Raw genomic sequence first — 25,161 nt, 5'->3', positions numbered from 1 at the left:
ACGCTAAAACTCTATTGCAACATTTTTAGGCTCGGTGAAAAAGCGCAACGCTTCCCAGCCGCCCTCGCGGCCTACACCTGAGTTTTTAAACCCGCCGAACGGCGTACGCAAGTCGCGCAGCAGCCAGCAGTTGACCCATATGATGCCGCTGTTTACCTGCGCTGCAACCCGGTTTGCACGTGATACGTCACGCGTCCATATAGTTGCAGCCAAGCCGTAATCGCTTGCGTTTGCAAGCTGCAGGGCCTCTTCTTCCGTTTTAAACGATTGCAGGGTCACCACCGGACCGAATATTTCCTCCATATTGGTACGGCATTCCGCTCCCAGCCCTTCAATGACCGTGGGTTCAATGAACAGTCCATTTGCACAACGGCCTTCCGGATGGACGGCATTGCCACCTGCCAGTATACGACCTCCTTCCTGCTTTGCAAGTTCGATGCACGACATCACTTTATCAAAATGCAATTGGCTTACCACTGCACCCTGTTTGCTTTCCTTATCCAGCGGATCTCCTACAGTGAGCCCTTTTACCCGCTCCAGGAATTCTGCTTTAAAACGCTCGTAGACGGACTCCTCAATCAGTATCCTGCTGCCGCAGAGACAGATCTGCCCCTGGTTGGCGAAAGAAGACTGTAAGGTGGTGCGCATCATCTTTTCCCAATCGCAATCGGCAAAAATGATATTCGGATTTTTACCGCCAAGTTCCAGTGATATTTTCTTGAACATAGGAGCCGCCACCGCAGCAATGTCTTTACCCGCCCTTGTACTTCCGGTGAAAGAAACAGCTTTGATACCGGGGTGCTTTACAATTTCACTGCCACAGGAAGGACCTGTTCCGTGAACAATATTCAGCACGCCATCCGGCATACCGGCTTCCTTACAGATGCGGCTCAGCAGGTAGGCTGTCATAGGCGTCACCTCACTCGGCTTGGCTACAACACAGTTGCCTGCAGCAAGTGCAGGAGCGATTTTCCAGGAAAACAGGTATAAAGGCAGGTTCCACGGAGAAATACATCCTACCACGCCCACAGGCTTACGTAAGGTGTAGTTGATTGCACGGTTCTCCATGCTGTGGCTCTCACTGGCAAAATGCATGATCGCCGTTGCGAAAAAACGGAAGTTTTCAGAGGCCCGCGGAATATCAACGCGCGTACTCAACGAAAGCGGCTTACCATTATCATTCGTTTCCGCCAGCGCGAGCACCTCAATATGCTCTTCAATGAGCTCGGCAATACGGTTCAATATGCGGAAACGGTATTCATTCGAAGCATTGCTCCAGGCCGGGAGAGCCTGACTGGCGGCCCGGACAGCTGCATCCACGTCACCGGCATTACTGTCCGGAATGTATGCATACACCTCGCCGGTAGCCGGATTAATATTGTCCAGGTACTGACCATTCTCCGGCGCTACAAACTGGCCGCCAATATAATTCTGTATGTGTTTGGGAACTTCAAGTTGCATCATCAACAATTTAAAAGCAAAGAAGAGCAAATCCGCATGCGAATTTGCTCTTCCCTATTTACAGCACGTTATTAGCGTGCAATACTTACGGAACGTAATTCGCGGATTACGGTTACTTTGATCTGGCCCGGGAATTGCATTTCTTTCTGGATTTTGTCCGCAATCTCGAAGCTAAGGCGATCGCTGTCCGCATCGGTAACTTTATCAGCTTCCACGATCACGCGCAGCTCGCGGCCTGCCTGGATCGCATAGGCTTTCTCTACGCCATTGTATGCAGTAGCAAGGTTCTCCAGGTCTTTGATACGCTGCAGATAGCTTTGCATCATTTCACGACGCGCTCCGGGACGTGCTCCGCTGATCGCGTCACATGCCTGTACGATCGGAGAAATGATATAGGTCATTTCCATTTCATCATGGTGCGCGCCGATCGCATTCACCACGGCTTCATGCTCACCGCATTTTTCTGCAAGGCGCGCGCCCAGCAATGCATGGCTCAGTTCTGTTTCCTCGTCCGGCACTTTTCCGATATCATGCAGCAAACCTGCGCGTTTGGCAAGTTTCACGACTTTCTGACCCAGCCCCAGTTCCGCAGCCATAATACCACAAAGGTTTGCAGTCTCCTTGGAGTGCATCAGCAGGTTCTGACCGTATGAAGAGCGGAAACGCATTTTTCCGACCATACGTACGAGGTCTTTATGCAGACCGTGTATGCCCAATTCAATGATCGTACGCTCCCCGATCTCCATGATCTGCTCTTCCAGCTGGCGTTTGGTCTTTTCCACCACTTCCTCAATACGGGCAGGGTGAATACGTCCGTCCTGCACCAGACGCTGCAGGGAAAGACGTGCAATTTCACGGCGCAGCGGATCGAAACAGCTCAGCACAATCGCTTCCGGAGTATCATCGATAATCAGATCCACACCTGTAGCCGCTTCAAGCGCACGGATATTACGTCCTTCACGACCGATGATCTGACCTTTTATCTCATCACTTTCGAGGTTAAATACCGTGATAGCGTTTTCAATTGTCTGCTCGGCAGCTGTACGCTGTATCGTCTGGATAATAATCTTTTTAGCTTCTTTGGATGCATTGATCTTAGCTTCTTCCATGATCTCTTTCACATGGCTGATTGCCTTGGTACGCGCTTCCTGCTTCACCATTTCCACCAGTTCGGCTTTCGCATCCTCAGCGCTGAGGTTAGCCACTTTTTCGAGACGTTTGATATGCTCTTCCTGGTGCTTTTCGAGTTCGCTGCGCTTCAGATTCACCACTTCCAGTTGCTTGTTAAGCGTTTCCCGGAGATGGTCTATTTCCTGAGATTGTTTCTGAACATTGGCCAGCTTGTCATTTACACTCTGCTGTTGTTGCTTGATGCGGCCTTCCTGCTCAATATTCTTCTGATTACGTTGTAAGGTTTCTTTTTCGTGTTCGGATTTGAGTTTTAAAAATTGCTCTTTGGCTTCCAGTATTTTCTTTTCTTTAGTGGTTTCGGCAAGTGTAATTGCATCATCTATAATCTTCTTCGCTTGTTGTTCTGCTTCTTCGATGGCGATCCTTGTATTCTTCGCAAATATGCTCTTTCCGATGAATATGCCGATTACGATGGCCGCGACCGCGACCCCCGCAACGATAAGTGTTTCCTGCATTTGTTAAAAAAATAAAATTTAAATATATAATGAGTAATCTACGCCGGATTTCTCTCTGCGTATTAACGCGCTAAGGTAGAAAAAAGAATCGAAAAGGCAATGATGTTATAATAAGATTGATATTTGCGAATGGCTTGCGAGAGCTTATATTTACACTTTCATCTTTTTGCCGCGAATGATTCATAATCAGAAAGTTCTGTCCGTAAGTGATTTTAGCGTAAGCTTCCCTGCACAGCAATTGCAGGCCGTTTCCGGCATCAGCTTCGGACTGTTTTGCGGACGCACATTGGCTGTAGTGGGCGAAAGTGGTTCCGGCAAATCCCTTACCGCATTGGCGCTGATGGGCTTACTACCGAACAAAAGCGTCGCCGGGGGGACGCGTATGTTAAAAAACGGCGACTCAGAGCTCGCACTGGATCAGCTGGACGAACACACCTGGAGGAAACTCCGCGGCAAGCGTATCGGGATGATTTTTCAGGAACCGATGACCGCACTGAATCCGGTTCAGCGTGTGGGCAAACAAATTGCGGAAACCGTACGATTGCACCAGCGCCTGAGCCGGAAGGCGGCACGCGAAAAAGTGATCGACTGGCTGGGAAAAGTAAAACTGCCGGACCCGGAACGGCTTTTCTACCGTTACCCGCACGAACTTTCCGGAGGACAGAAGCAAAGAGTGATGATTGCTATGGCAATGATCAACGGACCCGATATCCTCATTGCAGATGAACCCACTACTGCGCTGGACGCCTCCGTTCAGGGAGATATCATCCTGCTGATGCGCCAGCTACAGCAGGATTACGGAACAGCCATTTTTTTTATTACGCATGATCTCGCCCTCGCCGGCAATATTGCAGATGACATAATGGTGCTCCGGCGCGGACGATGTGTGGAATACGGACCCAGAGATATCGTACTGACCCATCCTGCACACCCCTACACGCAGGCTTTGCTGAAATGCAGACCTGATGCCGGCAATAAATCACTCCGGTTACCCACCGTTGCCGACTTTGAATCCGGAATAAGTTATGTGGCTCAACCGGCGCCGATCTCAGTGCCCGACTATACATCTCCCCTGCTGGAAATACAGGATCTGCGGGTTGTCTTCCATAAACGAAACGGACTCTTTGGTAAAAACCTGGTCACGGAGGCGGTGAAGGGCGTAAGCCTGAAGTTGTATCGCGGCGAAACCCTGGGCCTGGTTGGTGAAAGCGGTTGCGGGAAAAGCACTTTGGGCAAGGCGATCTTACAATTACTACCGGTATCCGGCGGAAGCATCCGTTTTGCAGGCCAACAACAGTCGGGTAAAGAAGACCGTTCTTTCCGCAGAGCGGTGCAACTGGTGTTCCAGGACCCATATGCCTCCCTGGATCCGTTGTTCCGCGTTCGCGACATTATTACTGAACCGCTGCGCATCCATCATTTGCTCAGTGAACCGGCAAAACAACAGAAGGCCCTTCAGCTTATGGAACAGGTGGGACTGCCTGCGGAGGCGCTGGACAAATACCCGCATGAATTTTCAGGGGGACAAAGACAGCGGATCTCCATTGCCCGTGCGCTTGCACTGGAGCCGGAAATACTGATCTGCGACGAGAGCGTGTCCGCTCTGGATATCAGTATACAGGCTCAGGTGCTGAATCTGCTGAAAGACCTGCAGCAAAGGCTAGGCCTGTCTTACCTGTTTATCTCGCATGATCTGTCCGTTGTGCATTATATCTCCGACAGGATACTGGTGATGGAAAAAGGACGCATTGTGGAAGAGGGCTCTGCTGATCAGGTACTGCGACATCCCTCACACCCTTACACGCAAAAACTTGTGGCTTCAATGCCGGAAGCGCTTTCCGGGATCTAGCGGACCGCGCGGGACTGCACCATCCGGTACACCCGGAAGAACATCACGATATTGATAATGCATACCACAGAAAGGATATAGCCTACCGTATCAAAATGCATGAGCGGACTCTTAGGGGTTGCCTGTGTTACGATCTTTCCCGCAATGGCCGCCGCAACGCCGCCGGCCATTTGTTGCAGCGAAGTATTGATCGCCATAAATGCACCCCGGTCGGGCATTGCCGGCAGAGAGCTGTTCAATGCGACCGCAGGCACCACACGGCCCATCACACCCATCATCATCAGCGTATTTATGGTGGCCACAAGCCATAATGCGCTGGGAGGAAGATTCGTATAAATAATCGCAAATATGATCAGCCAGACAGATGCCACACTGAAAATATATGCTTTGTTCATTTTGTCGGAAAGCCGTCCCATGACCGGCATAATGATCAGGGCCGAGATGCCTGAGATCATGAATAATGTAGGCATCTGCTCCTTGGTGAGCCCCAGGTTATTGATTGCATAAGCCGTACCGAAAGGCATCATCATAAATCCACCCAACGACATCAGCGCCGTTGCCAGGAAACCGATACGGTACTCGCGGTTGCGGAAGGTATGCCAGAGATGCTCCAGTGGCTTACGTGTATCCATTGAAGGGGCCATCAGATGCGCATTTACCGGGCGCAGACGCAGGAGCATCACCAGCCACACAACAGCGGAAAAAGCAACGATAATGAAGAATGGCGCTTCCCAACCCAGGCGGTTTGCAAAATACAGCGAAATAGGAATACCCAGCACCTGGCTGGCGCCAAAGCCCATCTGCACAAATCCCATCACCCTGCCCCGTTGCTGCGGCAGGAAAAGATCGGTTACGATAGCCATGGAAATAGAGCCGATCACGCCGCCAAAAATGCCGGTAACAATCCGGGCTATAATCAATGCTTCATAACTGCCGGCCAGCGCACAGCTCAATGTTCCGGCAATAAAGCCGATGTAAAAAAACAACAGTAATTTCTTACGGTCGAAGCGATCCGCGAAACCGGCAGTAAGAATTCCCGAAATACCCGCGCTGAACGCATACGCAGACACAACGTACCCGAACTGATCGGTACTGAGACGCATCGTCTTTATGAGCAGGTCTCCCAAGGGGGACATGACCATAAAATCCAGCACAACGCTGAACTGGGTAAGGGCAATCAGGGCAATAACAAGGATCTGGTAAGGGCTGAACTTTATAGGGGCCTGGGTTTGTTCCATCGGGCAAAAATACGCTTACCGGAACACAATTCTTTTACATATAAAACAGATCGGTGAAAAATCGGCCGAATACCGGAGGCAGGAAACACACAACAAATAATTATCTTTGATATAGACCACTCCGGAAAACCCTTATGAAACCACTGATACTTATCTCTTCATTATTGCTGTCGCTTTCTTTCTTCGCTTCGGCGCAAACGACGCAATTCGCCCCGGTGGGAGCTGTCTGGTACCATAATGCCGGTAATGGCGTATTCCGGACAACTTCAGTAAAAGATACAGTGATAGGATCGGTAAACTGCCGCCGGCTGGAACAGAAAGCCATGACTGATACAGCACTTGCGAAACTCGGCTTCGGTATTTACGATCAGAAACCTTTGTTTGTGTACAATAATGAGGATACAGTCTTTATCTACAATGATTTTCTGGGCAGTTTCACACCACTGTATGTATTCAACGTTCATCCGGGCGATACTGTCCGGTTTCCCGCCATACAGTTATACTCTTATTGCGGAAATGATGCGCAGGCTGCGGCAGCCGATTTCAGCTTCGTGATCGACTCGGTTCAATATGTCGATTACGGATCGGGGCCATTGAAAACTATATCGAGTCACTCTTTTAAAAGCACTGGTGGCGGGGCTTCATATAGCCTGGGATGGCACAATTACGCAGATTCGGTGAATGTGTATGCAGCAACAATCGGAAGCGTAAAAACAGGGCTCATGCCGTTTTGTACCGGTTGCGGATATGTCACCGACGGCAAATGCGATATCATGGGAGGTCTGCGCTGTTATATCTACAATGCGGCTCATGCGTCTGTGAACCTTGTGGGGGAGACATGCGACAAGGGGATTCCACCAACATCCGTTTCAGAATATACTGCAGCGGAAAACAGCCTTTGCATCCACCCCAATCCCGCAGGCGAACAAGTCACTCTCGGCAGACTTCCGCAGGGAAAACATACGTTAATGGTATACAATGCACTTGGACAACTGTGTTATTTGTCGGACCGCGACGAAGGGGGAGCTGCAGCGATAGATATACAAAACTGGCCGTCAGGGACGTATTTTGTGATCGTCTCCAACGGCCAGTCCGAATGCCTTAAAGGCAGATTTATGAAATTATAAAGCGCTTATCGCAAAGCCATCTGGAAATCTCCGATCATCTTGCGCATATTGATCAGTCCGTACCGCATACGGCCAAGCGCTGTGTTAATGCTTACGTTAGTAATGCTTGCAATCTCTTTGAACGACATTTCTCCATAGATGCGCATTACAATCACTTCCCGCTGTTCTTCCGGCAGGCGTTCGAGTAGCTGGGTAAGACCTCTTTCCGTCTGGCGGGTCTCGATATCCGGTGTACGGCTCTCCGGTCCGGCGAGGAATTCCAGCAGGTCATCACCGTTGGCCATTACGATCGGCAGGCGGCGTTTGGTTCGGCGGAAATGATCCATACACAGGTTGTGCGCGATACGGCTGGCCCAGGGGAGAAATTTACCCTGCTCAGCGTACTGTCCTTCCCGCATTTTGCGGACCATTTTCAGAAAAGCGTCCTGAAACAGATCTTCAGCCAGATACTTATCTTTTACCAGCATATAAATGCCGGTATAAATTTTGTCCTTATAACGGATAACGAGTTGTTCCAGTGCGGACTCATTGCCGTTAACGAACGCCTGCACCAATTGTGCATCTGTCGCTGATTGTGGGAGCATAGCCATATACTTCTAGTGTTGGGTTTGATGAAAACGGAAACACATCATGCGCGTCCGGAATTTTCTAACACAAAGGTTGAAGTAGAAGTATCGCTATAGAGATTGAATTTTGAGTTCGATTCAAAGATAAATACAAAAAACAATACAAACCATCACGCTTTTTCACTTTTTTTTAAAAAAAACGCAAGTCATTCGTATTCAGGTAGAAAAATCCGTTATTTGTAGGCAGGATGAGTCGCATCATTATCCATACACCGTTCAACATCGAACTGGAATTCCAATCGGCAAACGTCTGGAGGCGTGTACTGGCGGTGTTTACAGACATCTCGCTGATCCTATGCTATCTCTTTCTGGCTGATACCCTGGTAATGGAAGGCATGGCTTTACGGGAACAGGCATCTGTATTCGGTCGTACAATCGGTATGGCAATCGTACCGTATCTCTACTTCCCCCTTACCGAAATATTGCTGCACGGACAAACGCCGGGAAAAAAACTGTTTTCTCTTAAAGTGATCGACCTGCAGGGAAATGAGCCTTCCATGAGTCAGACAGCTGTACGCTGGCTGCTCGGGTTTGGTAACTATTCGGTATTCCTGATGTCCTATCTGCGCTGGTCGGAGGGCGATTTCCTGTTCAACTTATTCATCACCTTTGTTGCGATCTGCATCTGCTATCTGCCTGATTTTATCTGTTCGCTGATGACTAACAAAGCACAGCGCATAGCGGATATTGCCGCAGGAACCGTTGTAATCGATACGCGCAGACGTTCGGATTTTTCCGAGACGATTTACCTGCATGTGCCGGAAACGGAACAGACAGTCCGCTATCCGCAGGTAATGCGTCTGAGCGACCGGGACATTAACGGCATCAGGAATCTGCTTGCTAAAAAAGCTGCATCCAAAACGGAACTGGAATACCGTGCACGTATTGTGCAGCGTATTTGCGAGGTGCTGGAGATCGGAGATCCGGAGGAATCTGACGAAGACCTGCTGCAGCAGCTGTTACAGGATTATAACCTCATGACCCGGAATCAGCAACAGTGATAGCCGTTAGCCCAGTTCCTGCTGCAGGGCATTCAGCACCAGGTAAACGGCAGGACAAAATGTTGCGTTTTTCAGGGTAAGCGGAATACGCTTCAGCAATACATCTTCATCCGTATAAGGGAACCGCCTGCAGTCCGAAGGCCGATCTTCATACACCGAGCAAAAGTTATCTTCACCGAGGAACGGACAGGGAGCAGATTTGACCACGTAGTCGTTTTCTTCATCCAGGCGCAGGTAACGTTGCGTAAAATCGCCTTCCTTCATGCGTAAAGCTTTAGCCAGACGCTTAATATCGGGTTGTTTGAAACGGGGGGAATAGTTTTTACAGCAATGTGCACAACTGAGACAGTCCACCTTTTCGAAAGCAGCTTCGTGAAGATGCGGGAGACGTTTCAGAATAGCATTTTTATTACCCTTTTCGAGCAAACGGCGGAATGCTTTCTGCTGCTCTGCGCTTTGCTGCTGCCAGTTAGGGGAAAGATCAAAAGACATAACAATCGGAGGTGGAGAACGGATATAAAAAGAAAAGCCGATCTGAGAACAGATCAGCCCCTATAAACCCTATCACCATGAAAACTTCTTTATGATGGAAACAACTTTCGTTGTTTTTCATTTCTATTACAAAGTTATTCCCGTTTTTGATTTATCCAAATTTTTACAAACTTTTTTATAAAAATTTTTAGATGCCCATTTTCTCAATAATACGCTCAAGATCTGCATCGCTGTAGAACTCTATCGTAACACTCCCCTTTCCGTTCTTCTTACGATCCATCTTCACTTTTGTGGAGAAATGAGATGTCATGCTGTCTTCAAGGCGCTTATAGGCCGGAGGCAGTTTTGCATCTGCTTTATCTGCTTTTTCGGGATGTTTATCTTTTGCCGCCTGAAGATCTTTTACAAGTTGTTCCGTCTGGCGCACCGACAGTCCTTTCGACTGTACTTCGCGGAATACGTATAGCTGCTGATCGATCAGTTCCAATCCGATAATGGATCGCGCATGCCCCATGCTCAGGCTTCCGTCGCGCACTGCTTTCTGGATATCCGGAGGCAACTTCAGCATACGCAGGTAGTTGGTAACCGTACTGCGCTCTTTTTTCATACGCTCCGCCACCTGTTCCTGGGTGAGGTTACATTCTTCCATCAGCATTTTGTAGCTGAGGGCAATCTCTATTGCATTCAGGTTTTCACGCTGCAGATTTTCAAGCAGTGCGAGTTCCAGCAATTCCTGGTCGTCACTTGCGGTGCGCACATAAGCCGGAATATCTTTCAGACCGGCCATTTTGGATGCGCGCCAGCGGCGTTCTCCGGAGATGAGCTGGTATTGGTTCGCGTTCAGTTTTACGACAGTGACAGGCTGAATGATATCGTGCAAGGTAATGCTCTCGGAAAGTTCTTTCAGCGCCTGCTCATCGAAATCGCGGCGGGGCTGCTTCGGGTTTACCGAAATGGCATCTACCGGTATACGGACAATTGTTCCCGCTGCGGGTGCAGCAGCAGCAGGTGTACCCGCAGGCTTTGCCACCGGCGTGTTCATTTCTTCGTCAATGGTATTAAGCAAAGCACGGATACCTTTCCCGAGCGCCTGTTTTTTGGAATTTGAATTATTGGTTGCTGCCATCCTCGTTGCTTTCTAATACTTTATCTTGGTTTTTAATTTTCGTCATATCATTCTTCTGCAAAATTTCTTTCGCCAGATTCAGATAATTGGTCGCACCGGTACTGTCGGCATCGTACATGAGCACGGGCCGGCCGAAGCTGGGTGCTTCCCCGAGTTTTGTATTGCGGTGAATAATCGTATTGAATACCAGTTTATCAAAATGGTTTTTGATTTCCTCCACTACCTGGTTACTCAGGCGCAGGCGTCCGTCGTACATCGTCATCAGAATGCCTTCGATCGCGAGTTTCGTATTAAGACGTGTCTGCACAATCTTGATCGTATTCAGCAGTTTGCCGAGGCCTTCCAGCGCGAAATATTCACACTGAACGGGGATGAGCACAGAATCCGAAGCGGAAAGCGCGTTTACGGTGATCAGACCCAGGGACGGCGAACAATCGATAATGACAAAGTCGAAACGGTCGCCCATATCTTCTATAGACTTACGCAGAATATGCTCACGGTTGGGCTGATTGATCAGTTCGATCTCCGCACCTACAAGGTCCAGATGAGAAGGCACCAGGAACAGGTTTGGTGTTTCGGTTTCCAGCAACACCTGTTCCATGGGCGTTTCGTTCACGAGACAATCATACAGACTCAGTTGTATGTTCTTCAGATCGAAGCCATTACCCGTTGTGCTGTTGGCCTGCGGATCTGCATCGATCAGCAGGGTGCGGTACTCTAAAATCGCCAGACTGGCTGCCAGATTGATAGCCGTTGTTGTCTTCCCTACGCCACCCTTCTGGTTGGCAACTGAAATAATCTTTGTCATAATACTCGTTTCGGCTGATCTAATAACTATATATCCAGACTTTCGCCTATTCCCGGCAAAAGTAACTCTTTATTCGCCAATGTAAACCGGGATTTTGCATCCTCCCTGTCGATACTGATCACCGGAAATGAATCATAATGCACACCTATAATCTTATCACAATGAATCATTTCCGCACAGCGAAGCGCTTCTTCAGCGTTCATTGTGTAGTTGCCGCCGATCGGTAATACCGCAAAATCAGGTTTTGCATAAAACGGGATCAACTGCATTTCCATGGTGAGACTTGTATCGCCGGAATAGTAGAAATTCTTTTCTGCGCTGCGCACCACAAATCCGCCCGGATTACCACCATAAGATCCGTCGGGCAGGCCGCTGCTATGTGCCGCAGGCACCATTGTTACCGTTCCGAAATCAAACGTGTAGGATCCGAAATTCATCTCATGAATCCTGGTTACGCCCTGCTTTTTCAGCCAGGCCGCCACTTCAGGAGCGCAAATAACGGTAGCGCCGGTATGTTCCGCGATCGCGGCTGCATCTGCAATATGGTCTCCGTGTCCGTGTGAAATCAGTATGTAATCGGCACCGATAGTCTTAATATCAATATCCTTCGCCAGTGGATTAGGTGTCACAAACGGATCAAAAAGCAATTTTGTTCCGCCCACCACCACCGAAAAAGTGGCGTGTCCCCAGTAAGTAAACTTCATACGCTGCGTAGTTTTTATTTGTTTCAAAGATAGTGCCTGAGCATTCATTCTGACGCATCGCGATACGCCTGTTCCTGAAAAATTACGCTATTTTTTTCCACAGGACAAATGACGGAAACCGTAAAGCGAAAAGCCCCGTCATTGCTGACAGGGCTTTGATGTATTTGGAAAAACCTATTCGCTAACGACCTCAAAAACGGCATCGGCGATCTGCTCTGCATTCGGCTTGGAGAAATAATCCCCGTCGGTTGCATAAGCAGGACGATGTGCTTTCGCGGAAAGCGTGCGCGGAGTGGCGTCAAGATAGCGGTAACCACCCTGGATTTCGATCACCTGCTGGTACATGTAGGCAGTAGCTCCTCCCGGCACGTCTTCATCGATGAAGATCACACGGCTAGTCTTTTTGAGCGACTCGAGGATAACCTGATTCAGATCGAAAGGCAATAGGGTGCGTACATCCACCACCTCGCAGGAAATACCTGCCGGGGCAAGATAATTGTCGATAGCTTCCTGTATCACACGCAGCGTGGAACCATAAGAAACAATCGTAATATCGCTTCCTTCCGCAATCACTTCAGGAATCCCGAGCGGTACCGTGAACTCACTCAGGTTGGAAGGCACTCTTTCTTTCAGGCGATAGCCATTCAGACATTCGATTACAATTGCAGGCTCATCACTTTGCAACAGCGTATTATACATACCGGCAGCCTGCACCATATCGCGCGGCACACACAGGTACATGCCACGGATGCTGTTCAGGATCATACCCATGGGCGAGCCGCTGTGCCAGATACCTTCCAGCCGGTGACCGCGGGTACGGATAATGAGCGGGCATTTTTGTCCTCCGGCAGTACGATACTGCAGTGTAGCCACATCGTCGCTCAGCGGCTGCAAGCCATACAGCAGGTAATCCAGGTACTGGATCTCTGCGATCGGACGAAGTCCGCGCAATGCCATACCAAGTCCCTGACCTACAATAGTAGCCTCACGGATACCGGTATCGGAAATACGCAGTTCGCCGTATTTTTCCTGCAAACCGGCAAATCCCTGGTTTACATCGCCGATCTTTCCCACATCTTCTCCGAATGCGAATACTGCAGGATTAGCTGCAAACAGCTGATCGAAATATTGGTTCAGTATCTCATAGCCATTCAGCGTTGCCTCGGTGAATACAGGCTTCACTTCCTGTACTTTGAGCGCATTGTAGGCAGATTCAGATTGCTGGAATGCACTGAACTTATGGTTATTTTCTTCCTGCAGTGCAGTATAAAAATTGCGCAACGCGCGCGTAGCCTCATTATTTGTATCACGGCACAATGCGATCACGCGGTAGAGTGTCTGCATCACGTCCTTGCGGATCGGTTCTTTGATAGCCGTAAGCTTCTGTACCATTGCTGCTATGTCCTGACCGGAAGGGTGACCCTGCATCACGATCTGATTGCACAGTGTCGCGGCCTGTTGCACCTGCGCGCGGATAGGAGTAATGAATTTTTCCCATGCGCGTTGCTTCGCTTCTCTCGCCTCCTGTTTAGCACCCTCTTCCAGTTGCGTGAGTGTATCTTCATCCGCAATCTCATTACTCACGATAAATTCACGCATCTTCACGATACAGTCCATTTCCTTTTCAAACTGCAGGCGATCTTTGCTTTTATAGCGTTCGTGCGAGCCGGAGGTGGAGTGTCCCTGTGGTTGCGTTACTTCCTGTATATGGAAGATAGTCGGCACATGTGTTTCACGGATGCGCGCAATTCCTTTCTGAATGCGCGACATGAGGTCTGCATAATCCCAGCCTTTGATGGTTTCAATATGTACGCCTCCCGTTTCTTCATCCCACTGCATGCCGGACAGCGCCTGAGAGATCGAGTTTTTTGTGGTTTGATAACGGCGTGGTACGGAGATACCGTAGCCATCGTCCCAGACGAATACTGCCAGCGGCACGCGCAATACGCCAGCGGCATTGATCGTTTCCCAGAACAATCCTTCGGAAGTGGAGGCATCGCCGATCGTACAGAAGATCACCTCATCGCCGTTCCTGGTAAACTTTTCGAAACCGTTTTTGAGTTCCGGAACATTGCGGTACAACTTCGAGGCGTACGCCATACCCAATGCGCGGACCATTTGTCCTGCCGTTGGGGAAATGTCGCTTGAAGACTGCGGAGCTTTAGTCAGGTCTTTCCAGTCGCCGTTTTCGTCGATCCAGCGCGTACCATAGTGTCCGTTCATCATGCGGCCGCCGGTGGAGGGTTCTTCCTGCACATCGGGATTTGCATACAACTGTGAAAAGAACTTTTCGATATCGCTCATCCCTGTGGCGAACATCAGCGTCTGATCGCGGTAGTAACCCGAGCGGATATCACCCGGCTGCATATATTTCGCAGCGGCAATCTGAGCCAGTTCCTTACCGTCTCCGAAGATCCCGAATTTGGCCTTACCTGTCAGTACCTCTTTACGGCCTATCAGGCTGGCTTCGCGGCTTGCGACCGCCATGCGGTAGTCGGCAAGCACTTCACGTTTGAGATCTTCAAAAGAAATTTTCTGATGATTAGTCGCAGCAGCTTCTTTCAACATGATGTTCAGTTTCGTTTGGGGCAAAGATAATAGATATTCGCCTCCCGTAAAAACGGGAGGTTTTTTCACTAAAGTCCTTATTTAGAACGCAGTTTCACAACCGGAACGATCATTTCCTCCAGGGAAATTCCGCCATGCTGAAAGGTGTTGCGGTAATAATTTACGTAATGATTATAGTTATTGGGATAGCAGAGAAACACATCTTCCTTCGCAAAAATGAAGGTAGAGCTTACATTCGGACGTGGTAATCCGGCGAGTTTGGGATCGCGGAATGCCAGTACATCGCGGTCTTCATATTGCAGGTTGCGTCCATGCTTGTAGCGCAGGTTGGTGGTGGTAGCCCTGTCCCCTATCACCTTGCTTGGTGTACGTACTTTCTGTGTTCCGTGATCTGTGGTGATCAGCAATTGGATGTCTTTATCGGCGATCTTCCTCAGTGCGCCAAACAAGGGGGAATGCTCAAACCAGCTTAGCGTGAGCGAACGGTAAGAAGCCTCGTCCCCGGCAAGCTCTTTCAGCACTTCCATTTCCGTACGGGCATGTGAAAGCATATCCACGAAGTTGTACACGATCACCGTAAGGTCATTGCGCAGGTAATTGTGAATATTGTCTTCCAGCGCCTTCGCGTGCTCATTGTTCGTGATCTTCACATATTGCATTTTCAGACTATCCAGGCGCAGGCGTTTCAGCTGTGCTTCAAGGAATACGTCTTCATACAGGTTTTTACCGCCTTCGTCTTCATCATTCTTCCACTCATTCGGGAATTGCTTTTCTATATCCACCGGCAAGAGGCCTGCAAATAAAGCATTGCGGCAATACTGTGTTGCGGTGGGCAGTATGCTGTAAAACGTATCCTCTTCCTCCAGCTGGAAATACTGTGACAGCAAAGGCTGTATCGCTTTCCACTGATCGTAACGGAAATTATCGATCACAACCAGGAATGTAGGCGTACCTGCTTTGAGCGAAGGGGCCACTTTTTCTTTGAATACTTTGTGTGACAACAGCGGCGCTTCAGACTTACCGCTGATCCAGTCGGCATAGTTCTTAGACACATATTTAAAGAACTCTGTATTGGCTTCCGACTTCTGTGACTGCAGCACTTCCATCATTTCGGTGCTGCCGCTTTTGGTCATCTCCAGTTCCCAGAACACAAGCTTCCTGTAAAGTTCACGCCATTCCTCGTGGTTCGGGCGATCGTTCAAAGCCATGAACAGGTTGCGGAATTCCTGCTGATAGTTGGAGGTGGTTTTTTCCGATACCAGTCGTTTCCCTTCCATTATTTTCTTCAGCGACAGCAGCACCTGGTTGGGGTTCACGGGCTTGATGAGGTAATCGGATATCTGCGCACCGATGGCCTCTTCCATGATGTTTTCCGCCTCATTTTTCGTCACCATCACCACGGGCAGCAACGGCCATTCGGCTTTTATTTTCTGCAGCACTTCCAGACCCGTCATACCGGGCATGCTCTCATCCAGCAGCACCACGTCGAAATGCTTTTTCGGTATGAGTTCGAGCGCATCGTAACCATTGGATACTGCTTCAACCATGTATCCTTTATTTTTTAAAAATAATATCTGCGATTTCAATGATTCGATCTCATCGTCTACCCAAAGTATTTCTCCGTTAATTGTATTCATAGGTGTCTGTTTTGTGTTTGGCTAAAGTAGTGCCGCTATTTTAATAGTTCATTTGTTTAACGCAAATTTGGGATGCTGCGTATCTGCAGCGATATAATCCATCCATAGTTAGCAATAATTCCGACTATATAGATACAGGCAGTCGAATAAAAATTATTTTTGTTGCATCTCTCTAAAACAAACCTCATGTATCGACCCATACTCCGTGCGCTTGCACTGACAACCCTGCCCTTACTGGCTGCCGGCCAGCAACTTTCCGGCTTCCGCACCGACAACTACGCGGGCGTGAATGCCGCTTTTTTCAACCCGGCCAGCCTCTCTTCGAGTCCTTACAAAGTAGATGTGGGCATTGCGGGTATGGACGGAAATATTTCCAACAAGACTGCGCCGCTTGGTTTCGGCAACAGTTATAACCTTGACGACAGTGCTGATGTGGACAAAATAGCGGGAATCAGCAAACCGAATTCCCTGGTGGGGCAGGCGAGCCTGTATCTTCCTTCTGTATCCCTGAAAATCAATGACCGTTTCTCCATTGCCCTGTTGAGCCGCATGCGCGCTATTCCGCAGGTAATCAACCTGGACGGGAAACTGATCCGCTCTATCAATGGCAGTGTGGGTGAAAGCGGTGTGACCATATCGCTTGACGGCAATTCAAATATGCAGATCGCAACAAACGTGTTTATGGATATAGGTGTGGCCGGTTCCTATGTATTATATAACGAAGACGGACATTACTTTTCCGCGGGTGCCACACTTAAGTATATCGGAGGTGTAAGCAATCTGTACATGCAACTGAACAATATCAAAGGCAGCGTTGCGATAGACAGCAATGGAAATTCTTATGTTTCGCAGGCAAGCGGATCGGCGGCTATCGGTATGGGTGGAGTGGATCTTTCTGCAGACAACGCAGGCTTCGGCATCAAAGCTTCGGGGCTGGGCGCAGATCTGGGTATATCTTACGAATACCGCGATGCCGATATGGACGAAGAATCGGACATCCCCTACCTGTTTAAAGCAGGAGTGGCACTGACGGACATCGGCAGTATCAAGTACAAGGCCCAGACCGATTACACACATGCCTACACGATCAATATTCCTGCGGGCAGCAATTTCCCGCTGAGCACATTTGACGGTGTTGCGGTTAAAGACATTCCGGCAAAAATGGACCAGTACCCCGCATACTTTCAGAAAACTTCAGGCTTAAACAACAGTACGTACCGGGTGGCGATGCCGCACGCGCTGCAATTGTCCGGCGATTATCGCGCTGTACGCCATTTTTATATTGCGTTCAATGCGCAGATGGCCCTGAACAACAAGTCGCAACCATACAATCCGCAATTGCCCAGCTATTACTGGATCACACCACGTTTTGAGACTCGCCATTTTGCTGCATACATGCCTATTTGCGTAAGTACGCTCAGCGGGTTCAATATGGGACTGGGTTTCCGTGCCGGACCGGTGTATGCAGGATCCAACAGCCTCATGCGTATGATAGCCGGCAACTCGCGCCAGCTGGATTTTTACCTCGGATTCCGTTTTGGCTTCCGGTATCACCAGAGCGAAGAGTAGCGTGACATCCGGTCTGCAAAAAGCTTCCTATCATGAAAAAATCCAGCCCATAAGGGCTGGATTTTTTACAAAAAAGATTAGGATGGAAGAAAATCAGGCAGCTCTGTCTTCACTGCCGATAGCGTTACGGGTGGCGGCACCTGTTTGTATGTAGTTGTCGAAAACGGAGACAAATTCAATATTATTGCCAAACTCCTTTACAAGGCGACGACATTCGTCCCCGGGACCTTCGAATCCATCAGGGCAATACACGGCCACAGCGATTACGGTCTCACCGCCGGAGGCCAGAAAATTCCCCAATGCAGCACTGAGTGCACTGCGGTGTGCGGAGCCTGTTGATTGCTCATACCACGCTCCCTGATAGATGGTCCCGTTGCGCGCCATTACGGCGGCTCCTACTGATTGGGGTAAATTGGATTTGTGAGAGGCATCTTTTGCTTTATCGGCAAGCTTTTTCCTCAAATCGTCAGAAATGGTAATAATTGCGCTCATGATATATCTTTTTTATTGGTTTAGAGATAATTAGCCTTACAATATTAACCAAAAAACGCTTCCAAAAATCGCTATTTCTTGTAAAATGCCGCTTTTTTCATGCGAACGGAAGCTTTTGCAGGTTAAACGGTAAACCCGCGTAACGGAATATAGCAACGCGTCCGTATGCCGCCGGAAATCAACGCTTAACCCCAAAAGATGAATACTGTGTTACCGTAACATTATTTTTGCGCGCAAACACTCATTAAACCGTATGAATTCACAGAAGTCCCTTTGGGGCGCATTGCTTTGCGCGGTGTCTTTCTCCGCTTGTCAGAAAGGCAGCGACAACAGAAGTCTGATCCAGGGAAATGGCGACCGATTTACGCAGACAGAAATCACCGATCAGAAAGTAGTGCTGAATCCCGGAGGCTACGCCCCGCTCAGTTGCAGTATAGATCTGAAAACGAACAAACTGACACGTGCAACAATCAGGGTGGCGGGCAAACATGGCAGCAATTCCGATGTGGTGAAAGTGTTTGATGAGCTTGATTCCGTTCATCACCTGAATGTGCTCGGTCTGTATGCGGCGTATCAGAATACGGTGGAGCTGGATCTCTACGACATCGATAATCACTTATTGGGGAAAAGCGCCGTATGGGTACAGACAGAAGCGGCTCCCACAGTATTGCCGGAGATCACGATCAATAAATCTTCCGCTGCCCAGCGCCCGGGCATGAACCTTGTAAGCTATTGGGGAAAGAATGAAACCCGCAACGGGCAGGTACCGTTCATATTCGATGAATACGGAGACCTGCGCTGGTACCTGGACTTCAATTCGCATCCTGTGCTGAAGAACCTGGTATACGATGATGGTATGGAACGACTACGCAACGGTAACTGGTATTTCGGCGACATCAGTTCCGGTCAGATCTATGAAGTGGATATGATGGGAAACATCCTTAATACCTGGCCGCTGCAGGCGAATGGCTATACGTTCCATCATCAGGTCTACGAAAAACCCAATGGTAATTTTCTAGTGACTGTGACCAAAAACGGACTGGCTACTGTGGAAGATCATATTATTGAGATCGAGCGAAACACGAAAGCCATCGTCAATGTATGGGATCTGCGCCGGTCGCTGCAGCCCTCGCGCAGTACACTTACAGCGGATATATCCGACTGGATACATGTGAATGCGGTATGGTACGACGAAACGGATAACACCATACTGGTTTCCGGTCGTACGCAGGGTGTGGTAAAACTGGACCAGGGCAACCATGTAGTATGGATACTCGGACCGCACAGAGGCTGGGGAATTGCCGGCGACGGAACCGATCTGAGTACAAAATTGCTGACGCCGCTGGATGCTGCGGGTAATAAAATCACCGATACCTCGGTGCTGAACGGATGGACAAACGATGCCGGCTTTGAATGGAACTGGTACCAGCATGCGATCAAGAAAAACCAGGCAGGCCACTACACGATGTTCGACAACGGGGACAACCGCAACTTCAGCGGATTCGGTACTTACAGCCGGGCACTGGAGTTTGCGATCGACCCGGTAAACCGGACTGTAAAGCAGGTATGGAGTTATGGAAAGAGCCGCGGAGCAGAAACTTTTTCGCGGATCGTTTCGGATGTAGACTTTTACCCGGATGTGAACCATGTGATCTTCTCTCCCGGCGCCTCCGTGGGTGTGGTCGGTTATTATGGCAAGATTGTGGAACTGGATTATAACAGCCAGGCAGTGTTGTTTGAGGCGACCCTACGGCTGGCGGGCAATCTCACTATTATTACGCATCACCGTACGGAACGCCTTTCTTTGTATCCGTGACGTCCGTTAATCCCTCAGAAGTGTGGAATAAAACCAAAACAGTGACAAGCCCGCACCGGATGGTGCGGGCTTTGCTTTGAAAAATAAGTACATATTTGTCTAATTCGCTGTAGCACTTATCAAGTCGCATCTTACAGAAGCGACATCGCTATTCTTATCCACCTTCCACTTGAATTCTACAGAGGATCCGGGTGAAATTATTTCATAAATGGTATGGTCTTCGCTGCCTATTTCGGTATTTGTCTTACTGAAATACGTAACGCGTATTGTGACATCTTTGTAACTCGCAACCGTGGCTCTGCTTGATATATTTCCCTTTATCCTGATCTTATCACCCCAGAAGTTTTCGTTGCTCTCTGTGTTTACAGATAAGAAGTCAGTCGGCGTGGCCCGTTCAATCTCCTCAACAGAAAGTACCTTTTCCTGATAACTAGATGTCGCACCGTGAGCCGATTCATTCTGACGAACGATGTAGTAATAACCGGCACCACCGGCCACAAAAGCGATCAGTAACCCAAACAATATACGCATACCGATCGCCCTGTCCTTTTTTGCATAAGGATCGGCATTTCGCTTATCAGAATTTATAGCGGTGTTGACGATCGGAGGCGGAGATGCGACAGGAAACGGAGGCGGTGTGTTTACAAACAAATCCTTAAGCTCGTCTACATAACCTGCATTTGTCCAATCCGGCAATCCATCGAACCATACAGGCGTATCCCGGCTAATTTCTTTTTCCTTTAATTCTTCAAGTGAAAACGGCCCTTGCTGTGAGCCGGATTCGTGCAGATAGTATTTTTTCATTCATGTAAAATTTGCGTGGAAAGTACGCATTTGATTTAAATAACGTATTGTTTTCAGAAATGAAAATAAACTAAAAAATAAAACTACATTTTTATATTTAATCTGTATTTTTCCGCTTAACTAATAATCATCTTTCAAAAACAGCATATTTTATGGGATTAATTAATAACTCAATAAACGAGCAGGTACAGTGCCCTCGCTGCGGCTCTACACAAATTTATGTAGACAAGAAAGGATATAATGGAGGTAAGGCTTGTTGTGGCGCACTGTTAGCAGGTCCATTAGGGCTGCTTTGCGGAACTCATAAAGCCAATGATGTGCAGCTTACCTGTCTCAAATGCAAGAAAACCTGGTGAGACTTTCAGAATACAGATTCGGATGTCATGGAATTCCGGCCAGATGTTTTAAGATACGTGGTAACCCTATGCCGTTCTGCGCGAGGTGCCTGGGCTGCAGTATTGGGCACATGATAAGTCTTGTCTGTTATATTTTCTTTGCTTTACCGGGAATGATATTATGCCTGATTGCCCTCGCTCTGATGTACAGCGACTGGATATTCCAAAACAGGTTGCGCTTATATCATAATAACATTTTGCGCTTTGCAACAGGCATCTGTGGAGGGTTGGCGGCAGGAGCTCTGCTATGGAAAGGATTTGATTATGTGTTCGTATTGCTATTGAATTGAGCAGTCTGATAGCCAAGGTGCATCCACTCCTCCATTGTAATACGGAACACCATCCGCTGCTGACCTTTAAATACAGTTATGGACGGATCGATCTGCATACCGTTGCGGATTGCGACTTTTTGGGACGCGATGTTTCCGGGATGAATGATGGATACCAGCGAGGCAACTCCGTTCCTAAAACCGTAATCGCGGAATAATTGCGCCGCTTCCGTTGCGTAACCCTTTCCCCAGTGTCTGCGCAGCAGGTGGTACCCTATTTCCACTTCCGGCACCCCGTTCAGCTCCTGTACCATCAATCCGCACATACCCACCAGTTCGCGGCCCTCCTTACATAACAGCGCCTGCAGGCCCATGCGCCCGTCGCTGTAACGCAGCATCGTATGATGCAGCACATGCCGGGTCATTTCGGCAGCGGTCATTCCGGGAATAGCAGTATAAGCCGTCGCCTGCGGGTCGGCATAATATTCCAGCCAGGCTGTTGTATCGGCCATAGTCACAAAGCGCGTGACAAGTCGCGCACTCTCCAGTCCGTCGGTGTACTGCATAGTAAAGGTGAAGCAAGTAAAGATACGTTTTCAAATGTGGGTTTATTATCAGGCATCTGACAACCGGAAAGTGTTTGCAAAAAAATCCCGTCCTGCTGTTATACAGAACGGGACAAAATTCAGAGCGAAAATCAGGGCTACTCTCCGTCCAGTACCAAACGGGATATCATCATATTGAATTTACCGCCCTCCAACATCACCGCCGGCTCCATACCCCTTTGCATCGGGGTTCTGCAGGTTCCGGTGATCACATACACATCATTGTAGTTGCCTACCACCATTTGTCTTTTGAGGTAAGTAATATTGCTTATTTCCACATAGTTCTCGAAAGTAGTGTCGGACGTATCATAGTAGGTGCTGGAAGTATCATCCGTATCATAACTCAGAGATGCAAGCACAGAATCGCGTGAATCATACGGATCATTGAAGCGCAGGCGCTTTCCCTTGAGGCCCATCAAATCGGCGTGGGTGGCGGAATGGGTATACACGAAAGACAATCTGATACCGGGGAACAAAGCGTTCACAGGTGTCTGCCAACCGCCAACGTCGCCAAACAGAGAAGCATACTGCGGTTCCGGATTGGCAAACTTAGTGTATTTACCGTCCAGCGTAAACTCGAAATAATAGGGACTTTCGGTCGCAGGGGGCGTAGGTGTGCTGGTTTTTTTGTCATCTTTCTTGCAGGAGACCAAACCGGCCGAGAACAGGCCGATCAAAGCGGCTGCGCATAGTAGTTTTTTCATAGAGTGGATTTTGAATGCGCAAGATATTGCGGTTCAGCAACAATTGCAATAGTTTAGTGTGTATTTTGCAAGCAGACTCTTTAAAAACTGGAACATGTCCGGATTTAAAATAAGCACTTCCGATAAACGGGAAATACACTTCGACCTATACCTCGATGCGGCTCCGGCAACATGCAAGGCATTCCTGGGCATTCTTCCGTTTACAAGAATTTTTTATCATGCCCGGATATCCGGCGAGGAAATATGGATAGACGATGTGCCACCGCTGCATATCATTCAGGAAAATGCATCTGTATTTACCGAACCCGGCGAAGTAGTGTTTGGTCCTGCTGCGCCGGCACGCTGTAAAACAGCGAATTGCTTCGGCATTTATTACGGAACTGGAAAGGGCCTGGATGCCTGCAATATTTTCGCGCGCGTACGCGAAAGCGACCGGATATTGCTAAGGCAACTGGGGGAAGCGATCTGGAAGCATGGCGCACAGGAACTTACCCTATCGGCAACCTGACTGCCGTTCAAACAAAAAGGCCTGCATTGCTGCAAGCCCTTTGCTCTCCTATTGCTAAGCAATAAGAACTGTTCCGCTATTTTACGGGCGACTGTTTATCGCGTGTGTAATCTGCCAGATTTTCATCCGGTGTAAGATTACCTACAGCCACCTGAATTTTGTTGTCCCATCCGGAGATCACCATGTCATCTCCGTTCATCAGTGCGGTGTAACCGTCTTTGGCCACATCTGCCGGATCGGCAAGCTTGCTCATATCCTGTGTGATCTTAGACGACATCATATGTGCCTTATTGAAGAAGTCTGTACGGGTGGCACCGGGCAGCAATGCCGTTACCGTAATACCGTGCTCTTTCACTTCACTGCGCAGTGCTTCCGTAAAGGAATGCACAAAAGCTTTGGTAGCATGGTAAACCGCCTGCCATGGCCCCGGCGCTTTTGCCGCTACAGACGACAGGTTGAGTATCTTTCCGTTTCCTTTACGAATGAAGTCCTGAATGAAATAATAAGTAAGACTCACCAGCGAACTGTTGTTGAGTTGCATGATCGACAAAAGGCGGGCGAGATCCGACTCTGCAAACAGTCCGTACTGACCCTGACCTGCATTATTTACGAGCACATCGATATCTATACCTTTCCCTTTCACAGCCTGGTAAAGCGACTCAGCAGCCTTCGGGTCGAAAAGGTCGCAGGGAATGGTGATCACATCGCGCGCACCTTCCTGCTCCAGCAATGCTTTGGTGCGGGTAAGTTCTGCCTCGCTTCTTGCTGCGATCAGCACCCGGTAATTGTCTTTTGCAAACAGGCGCGCGAGCCCCAGTCCTATTCCGCAAGTGCCGCCTGTGATCAATACTGATTTGTTTTCCATAATTGTCGTTTTAAAAATATTCCAGAACCTCTCTCGTTACCGGTACGGTAATTATGTTTCAAAATTGCGGCACGGGACGGTTGCCGGCATTGCAGCATTTGCTTCGAAATTTTATACGATTAGCGTTATGCCGGACCTATAATTATGTAAACTAAACTGTGCAATACTGTAACACTGAGCAAACCGCTTGTATGGTCCTTTGCTGTGTTATTGGAAAACCACAAAAAACTGTTACATATGCCTACTGCTAAAACTGCAAAACCCGCTAAAAAAAACACAACCCGCAATGCATCAGCTGCAAATGCCAATATGGATGCCGCTTTGATGAAATTTTTCACGGATGAGCTTAAGGACATTTACTGGGCAGAAAAGCACCTGGTAAAGACCCTGCCCAAAATGAGAAAAGCAGCAAGTTCCGAAACGCTTGCCGATGCTATAGCAAATCACCTTGAGGAAACGAAAGGTCATGTGGCAAGATTGGAAAAGGCGTTTGAACTGCTGGGGAAAAAGCCTCAGGCAAAAAAATGTGATGCCATGGAAGGGATCGCCAAAGAAGGCCAGAGCATCATTGAAGAAACTGAAGATGGCAGCGCAACGCGCGATGTAGGTATCATACTTGCGTCCCAGAAAGTAGAGCATTATGAGATCGCAACGTATGGCGGACTGTCGCAACTGGCCAGAACGCTCGGTCTGGACAAAGTTGCCGCACTGCTGGAGCAAACGCTCGAAGAAGAAAAAAATGCAGACGAAACATTATCCGAAATAGCGGAAAACGATATCAATTATGAAGCTGCCGGCGAGGAAGCTGAATAAGCAGCCTTTGCAGCGTTATCTGATCCATTCTCTTTTGT

At 48.7% G+C, this 25,161-nt stretch carries 23 protein-coding genes; 8 read left to right on the top strand and 15 right to left on the bottom strand.

The genetic code is table 11. From position 1 onward, the window contains the following. Positions 1-3 precede the first annotated feature (3 nt). On the bottom strand, positions 4-1,464 hold the full coding sequence (locus ABD846_RS07070) for an aldehyde dehydrogenase (protein WP_344824448.1): 1,461 nt from the start codon (positions 1,462-1,464) through the stop codon (positions 4-6). Positions 1,465-1,532: 68 nt separating this feature from the next. Continuing rightward, positions 1,533-3,107 (bottom strand): ribonuclease Y, encoded by a 1,575-nt coding sequence (gene rny / locus ABD846_RS07065; protein ID WP_344824445.1) that lies wholly within the window; start codon positions 3,105-3,107, stop codon positions 1,533-1,535. A gap of 175 nt (positions 3,108-3,282) precedes the next feature. On the opposite strand from rny, the gene ABD846_RS07060 reads away from it, so the two are divergent. Beyond that, a complete protein-coding gene (locus ABD846_RS07060) occupies positions 3,283-4,956 on the top strand; it encodes an ABC transporter ATP-binding protein (RefSeq protein WP_344824442.1) in 1,674 nt (557 codons plus the stop codon). Here the strand turns inward: ABD846_RS07060 and ABD846_RS07055 are convergent. Further along, entirely contained in the window at positions 4,953-6,194 is a 1,242-nt protein-coding gene (locus tag ABD846_RS07055; RefSeq protein ID WP_344824439.1) for an MFS transporter, read from the bottom strand. The genes ABD846_RS07060 and ABD846_RS07055 overlap by 4 nt on opposite strands. Positions 6,195-6,328: 134 nt before the next feature. Here ABD846_RS07055 and ABD846_RS07050 point away from each other — a divergent pair, with 134 nt between their 5' ends. Further along, on the top strand, positions 6,329-7,321 hold the full coding sequence (locus tag ABD846_RS07050; RefSeq protein WP_344824436.1) for a T9SS type A sorting domain-containing protein: 993 nt from the start codon (positions 6,329-6,331) through the stop codon (positions 7,319-7,321). A gap of 5 nt (positions 7,322-7,326) precedes the next feature. Here ABD846_RS07050 and ABD846_RS07045 read toward each other — a convergent pair whose 3' ends face one another. Then, on the bottom strand, positions 7,327-7,911 hold the full coding sequence (locus ABD846_RS07045) for an RNA polymerase sigma factor (RefSeq protein WP_344824434.1): 585 nt from the start codon (positions 7,909-7,911) through the stop codon (positions 7,327-7,329). A gap of 224 nt (positions 7,912-8,135) precedes the next feature. Between ABD846_RS07045 and ABD846_RS07040 the strand changes: the two genes are divergently transcribed. Next, positions 8,136-8,948, top strand: coding sequence for an RDD family protein (locus ABD846_RS07040; RefSeq protein ID WP_344824431.1), 813 nt, complete (start codon positions 8,136-8,138; stop codon positions 8,946-8,948). Positions 8,949-8,954: 6 nt separating this feature from the next. On the opposite strand, the gene ABD846_RS07035 is transcribed toward ABD846_RS07040, so the two are convergent. The 6 genes from ABD846_RS07035 to porX form a co-directional block, all read right to left on the bottom strand. After that, positions 8,955-9,440 (bottom strand): YkgJ family cysteine cluster protein, encoded by a 486-nt coding sequence (locus ABD846_RS07035; RefSeq protein ID WP_344824428.1) that lies wholly within the window; start codon positions 9,438-9,440, stop codon positions 8,955-8,957. Positions 9,441-9,627: 187 nt separating this feature from the next. After that, positions 9,628-10,566, bottom strand: coding sequence for a ParB/RepB/Spo0J family partition protein (locus tag ABD846_RS07030; protein WP_344824425.1), 939 nt, complete (start codon positions 10,564-10,566; stop codon positions 9,628-9,630). Then, positions 10,550-11,374 (bottom strand): ParA family protein, encoded by an 825-nt coding sequence (locus tag ABD846_RS07025; RefSeq protein WP_344824422.1) that lies wholly within the window; start codon positions 11,372-11,374, stop codon positions 10,550-10,552. The genes ABD846_RS07030 and ABD846_RS07025 overlap by 17 nt, the downstream gene beginning before the upstream one ends. Before the next feature lie 26 nt (positions 11,375-11,400). Continuing rightward, entirely contained in the window at positions 11,401-12,078 is a 678-nt protein-coding gene (locus tag ABD846_RS07020; RefSeq protein WP_344824420.1) for a metal-dependent hydrolase, read from the bottom strand. Positions 12,079-12,252: 174 nt separating this feature from the next. Beyond that, positions 12,253-14,670 (bottom strand): alpha-ketoacid dehydrogenase subunit alpha/beta, encoded by a 2,418-nt coding sequence (locus ABD846_RS07015; RefSeq protein WP_344824417.1) that lies wholly within the window; start codon positions 14,668-14,670, stop codon positions 12,253-12,255. 53 nt (positions 14,671-14,723) lie between these two features. Beyond that, positions 14,724-16,283, bottom strand: a complete 1,560-nt coding sequence (porX, locus tag ABD846_RS07010; protein WP_344824414.1) for a T9SS response regulator signal transducer PorX — start codon at positions 16,281-16,283, stop codon at positions 14,724-14,726. A 186-nt stretch (positions 16,284-16,469) separates the two neighbouring features. On the opposite strand from porX, the gene ABD846_RS07005 reads away from it, so the two are divergent. Then, positions 16,470-17,852, top strand: a complete 1,383-nt coding sequence (locus ABD846_RS07005; RefSeq protein ID WP_344824411.1) for a DUF5723 family protein — start codon at positions 16,470-16,472, stop codon at positions 17,850-17,852. A 93-nt stretch (positions 17,853-17,945) separates the two neighbouring features. Here the strand turns inward: ABD846_RS07005 and ABD846_RS07000 are convergent, their stop codons facing one another. Beyond that, positions 17,946-18,344 carry a cytidine deaminase gene (locus ABD846_RS07000; protein ID WP_344824408.1) on the bottom strand — a complete coding sequence of 133 codons (399 nt, stop codon included), beginning with the start codon at positions 18,342-18,344 and terminating at the stop codon, positions 17,946-17,948. 253 nt (positions 18,345-18,597) lie between these two features. On the opposite strand from ABD846_RS07000, the gene ABD846_RS06995 reads away from it, so the two are divergent. Beyond that, the gene (locus ABD846_RS06995) at positions 18,598-20,160 is read left to right on the top strand and encodes an aryl-sulfate sulfotransferase (protein WP_344824405.1); all 1,563 of its coding nucleotides are present in this window, start codon (positions 18,598-18,600) and stop codon (positions 20,158-20,160) included. A 99-nt stretch (positions 20,161-20,259) separates the two neighbouring features. On the opposite strand, the gene ABD846_RS06990 is transcribed toward ABD846_RS06995, so the two are convergent. Continuing rightward, the gene (locus tag ABD846_RS06990) at positions 20,260-20,964 is read right to left on the bottom strand and encodes a DUF4339 domain-containing protein (RefSeq protein ID WP_344824402.1); all 705 of its coding nucleotides are present in this window, start codon (positions 20,962-20,964) and stop codon (positions 20,260-20,262) included. A gap of 337 nt (positions 20,965-21,301) precedes the next feature. On the opposite strand from ABD846_RS06990, the gene ABD846_RS14755 reads away from it, so the two are divergent. Beyond that, on the top strand, positions 21,302-21,649 hold the full coding sequence (locus ABD846_RS14755; RefSeq protein ID WP_425568023.1) for a DUF2085 domain-containing protein: 348 nt from the start codon (positions 21,302-21,304) through the stop codon (positions 21,647-21,649). Here the strand turns inward: ABD846_RS14755 and ABD846_RS06985 are convergent. After that, positions 21,622-22,194, bottom strand: coding sequence for a GNAT family N-acetyltransferase (locus ABD846_RS06985; RefSeq protein ID WP_344824399.1), 573 nt, complete (start codon positions 22,192-22,194; stop codon positions 21,622-21,624). The two genes, ABD846_RS14755 and ABD846_RS06985, sit on opposite strands and share 28 nt — an antisense overlap. Before the next feature lie 137 nt (positions 22,195-22,331). After that, positions 22,332-22,937: a hypothetical protein gene (locus ABD846_RS06980; RefSeq protein ID WP_344824396.1), complete on the bottom strand. Its 606-nt coding sequence runs from the start codon at positions 22,935-22,937 to the stop codon at positions 22,332-22,334. Positions 22,938-23,031: 94 nt separating this feature from the next. Here ABD846_RS06980 and ABD846_RS06975 point away from each other — a divergent pair, with 94 nt between their 5' ends. Then, positions 23,032-23,445 carry a DUF3830 family protein gene (locus tag ABD846_RS06975; RefSeq protein WP_344824393.1) on the top strand — a complete coding sequence of 138 codons (414 nt, stop codon included), beginning with the start codon at positions 23,032-23,034 and terminating at the stop codon, positions 23,443-23,445. 76 nt (positions 23,446-23,521) lie between these two features. Here ABD846_RS06975 and ABD846_RS06970 read toward each other — a convergent pair whose 3' ends face one another. After that, positions 23,522-24,310, bottom strand: a complete 789-nt coding sequence (locus tag ABD846_RS06970; RefSeq protein WP_344824390.1) for an SDR family NAD(P)-dependent oxidoreductase — start codon at positions 24,308-24,310, stop codon at positions 23,522-23,524. Positions 24,311-24,547: 237 nt separating this feature from the next. Here ABD846_RS06970 and ABD846_RS06965 point away from each other — a divergent pair, with 237 nt between their 5' ends. Continuing rightward, complete coding sequence (locus ABD846_RS06965) at positions 24,548-25,123, top strand: YciE/YciF ferroxidase family protein (protein ID WP_344824387.1); 576 nt, start codon at positions 24,548-24,550, stop codon at positions 25,121-25,123. Positions 25,124-25,161 lie beyond the last annotated feature (38 nt).

It is taken from the genome of Rurimicrobium arvi (assembly GCF_039540495.1).
GTDB classification, from domain to species: Bacteria; Bacteroidota; Bacteroidia; order Chitinophagales; family Chitinophagaceae; genus Rurimicrobium; species Rurimicrobium arvi.
This window is presented reverse-complemented; position numbering and strand designations above follow the sequence as displayed.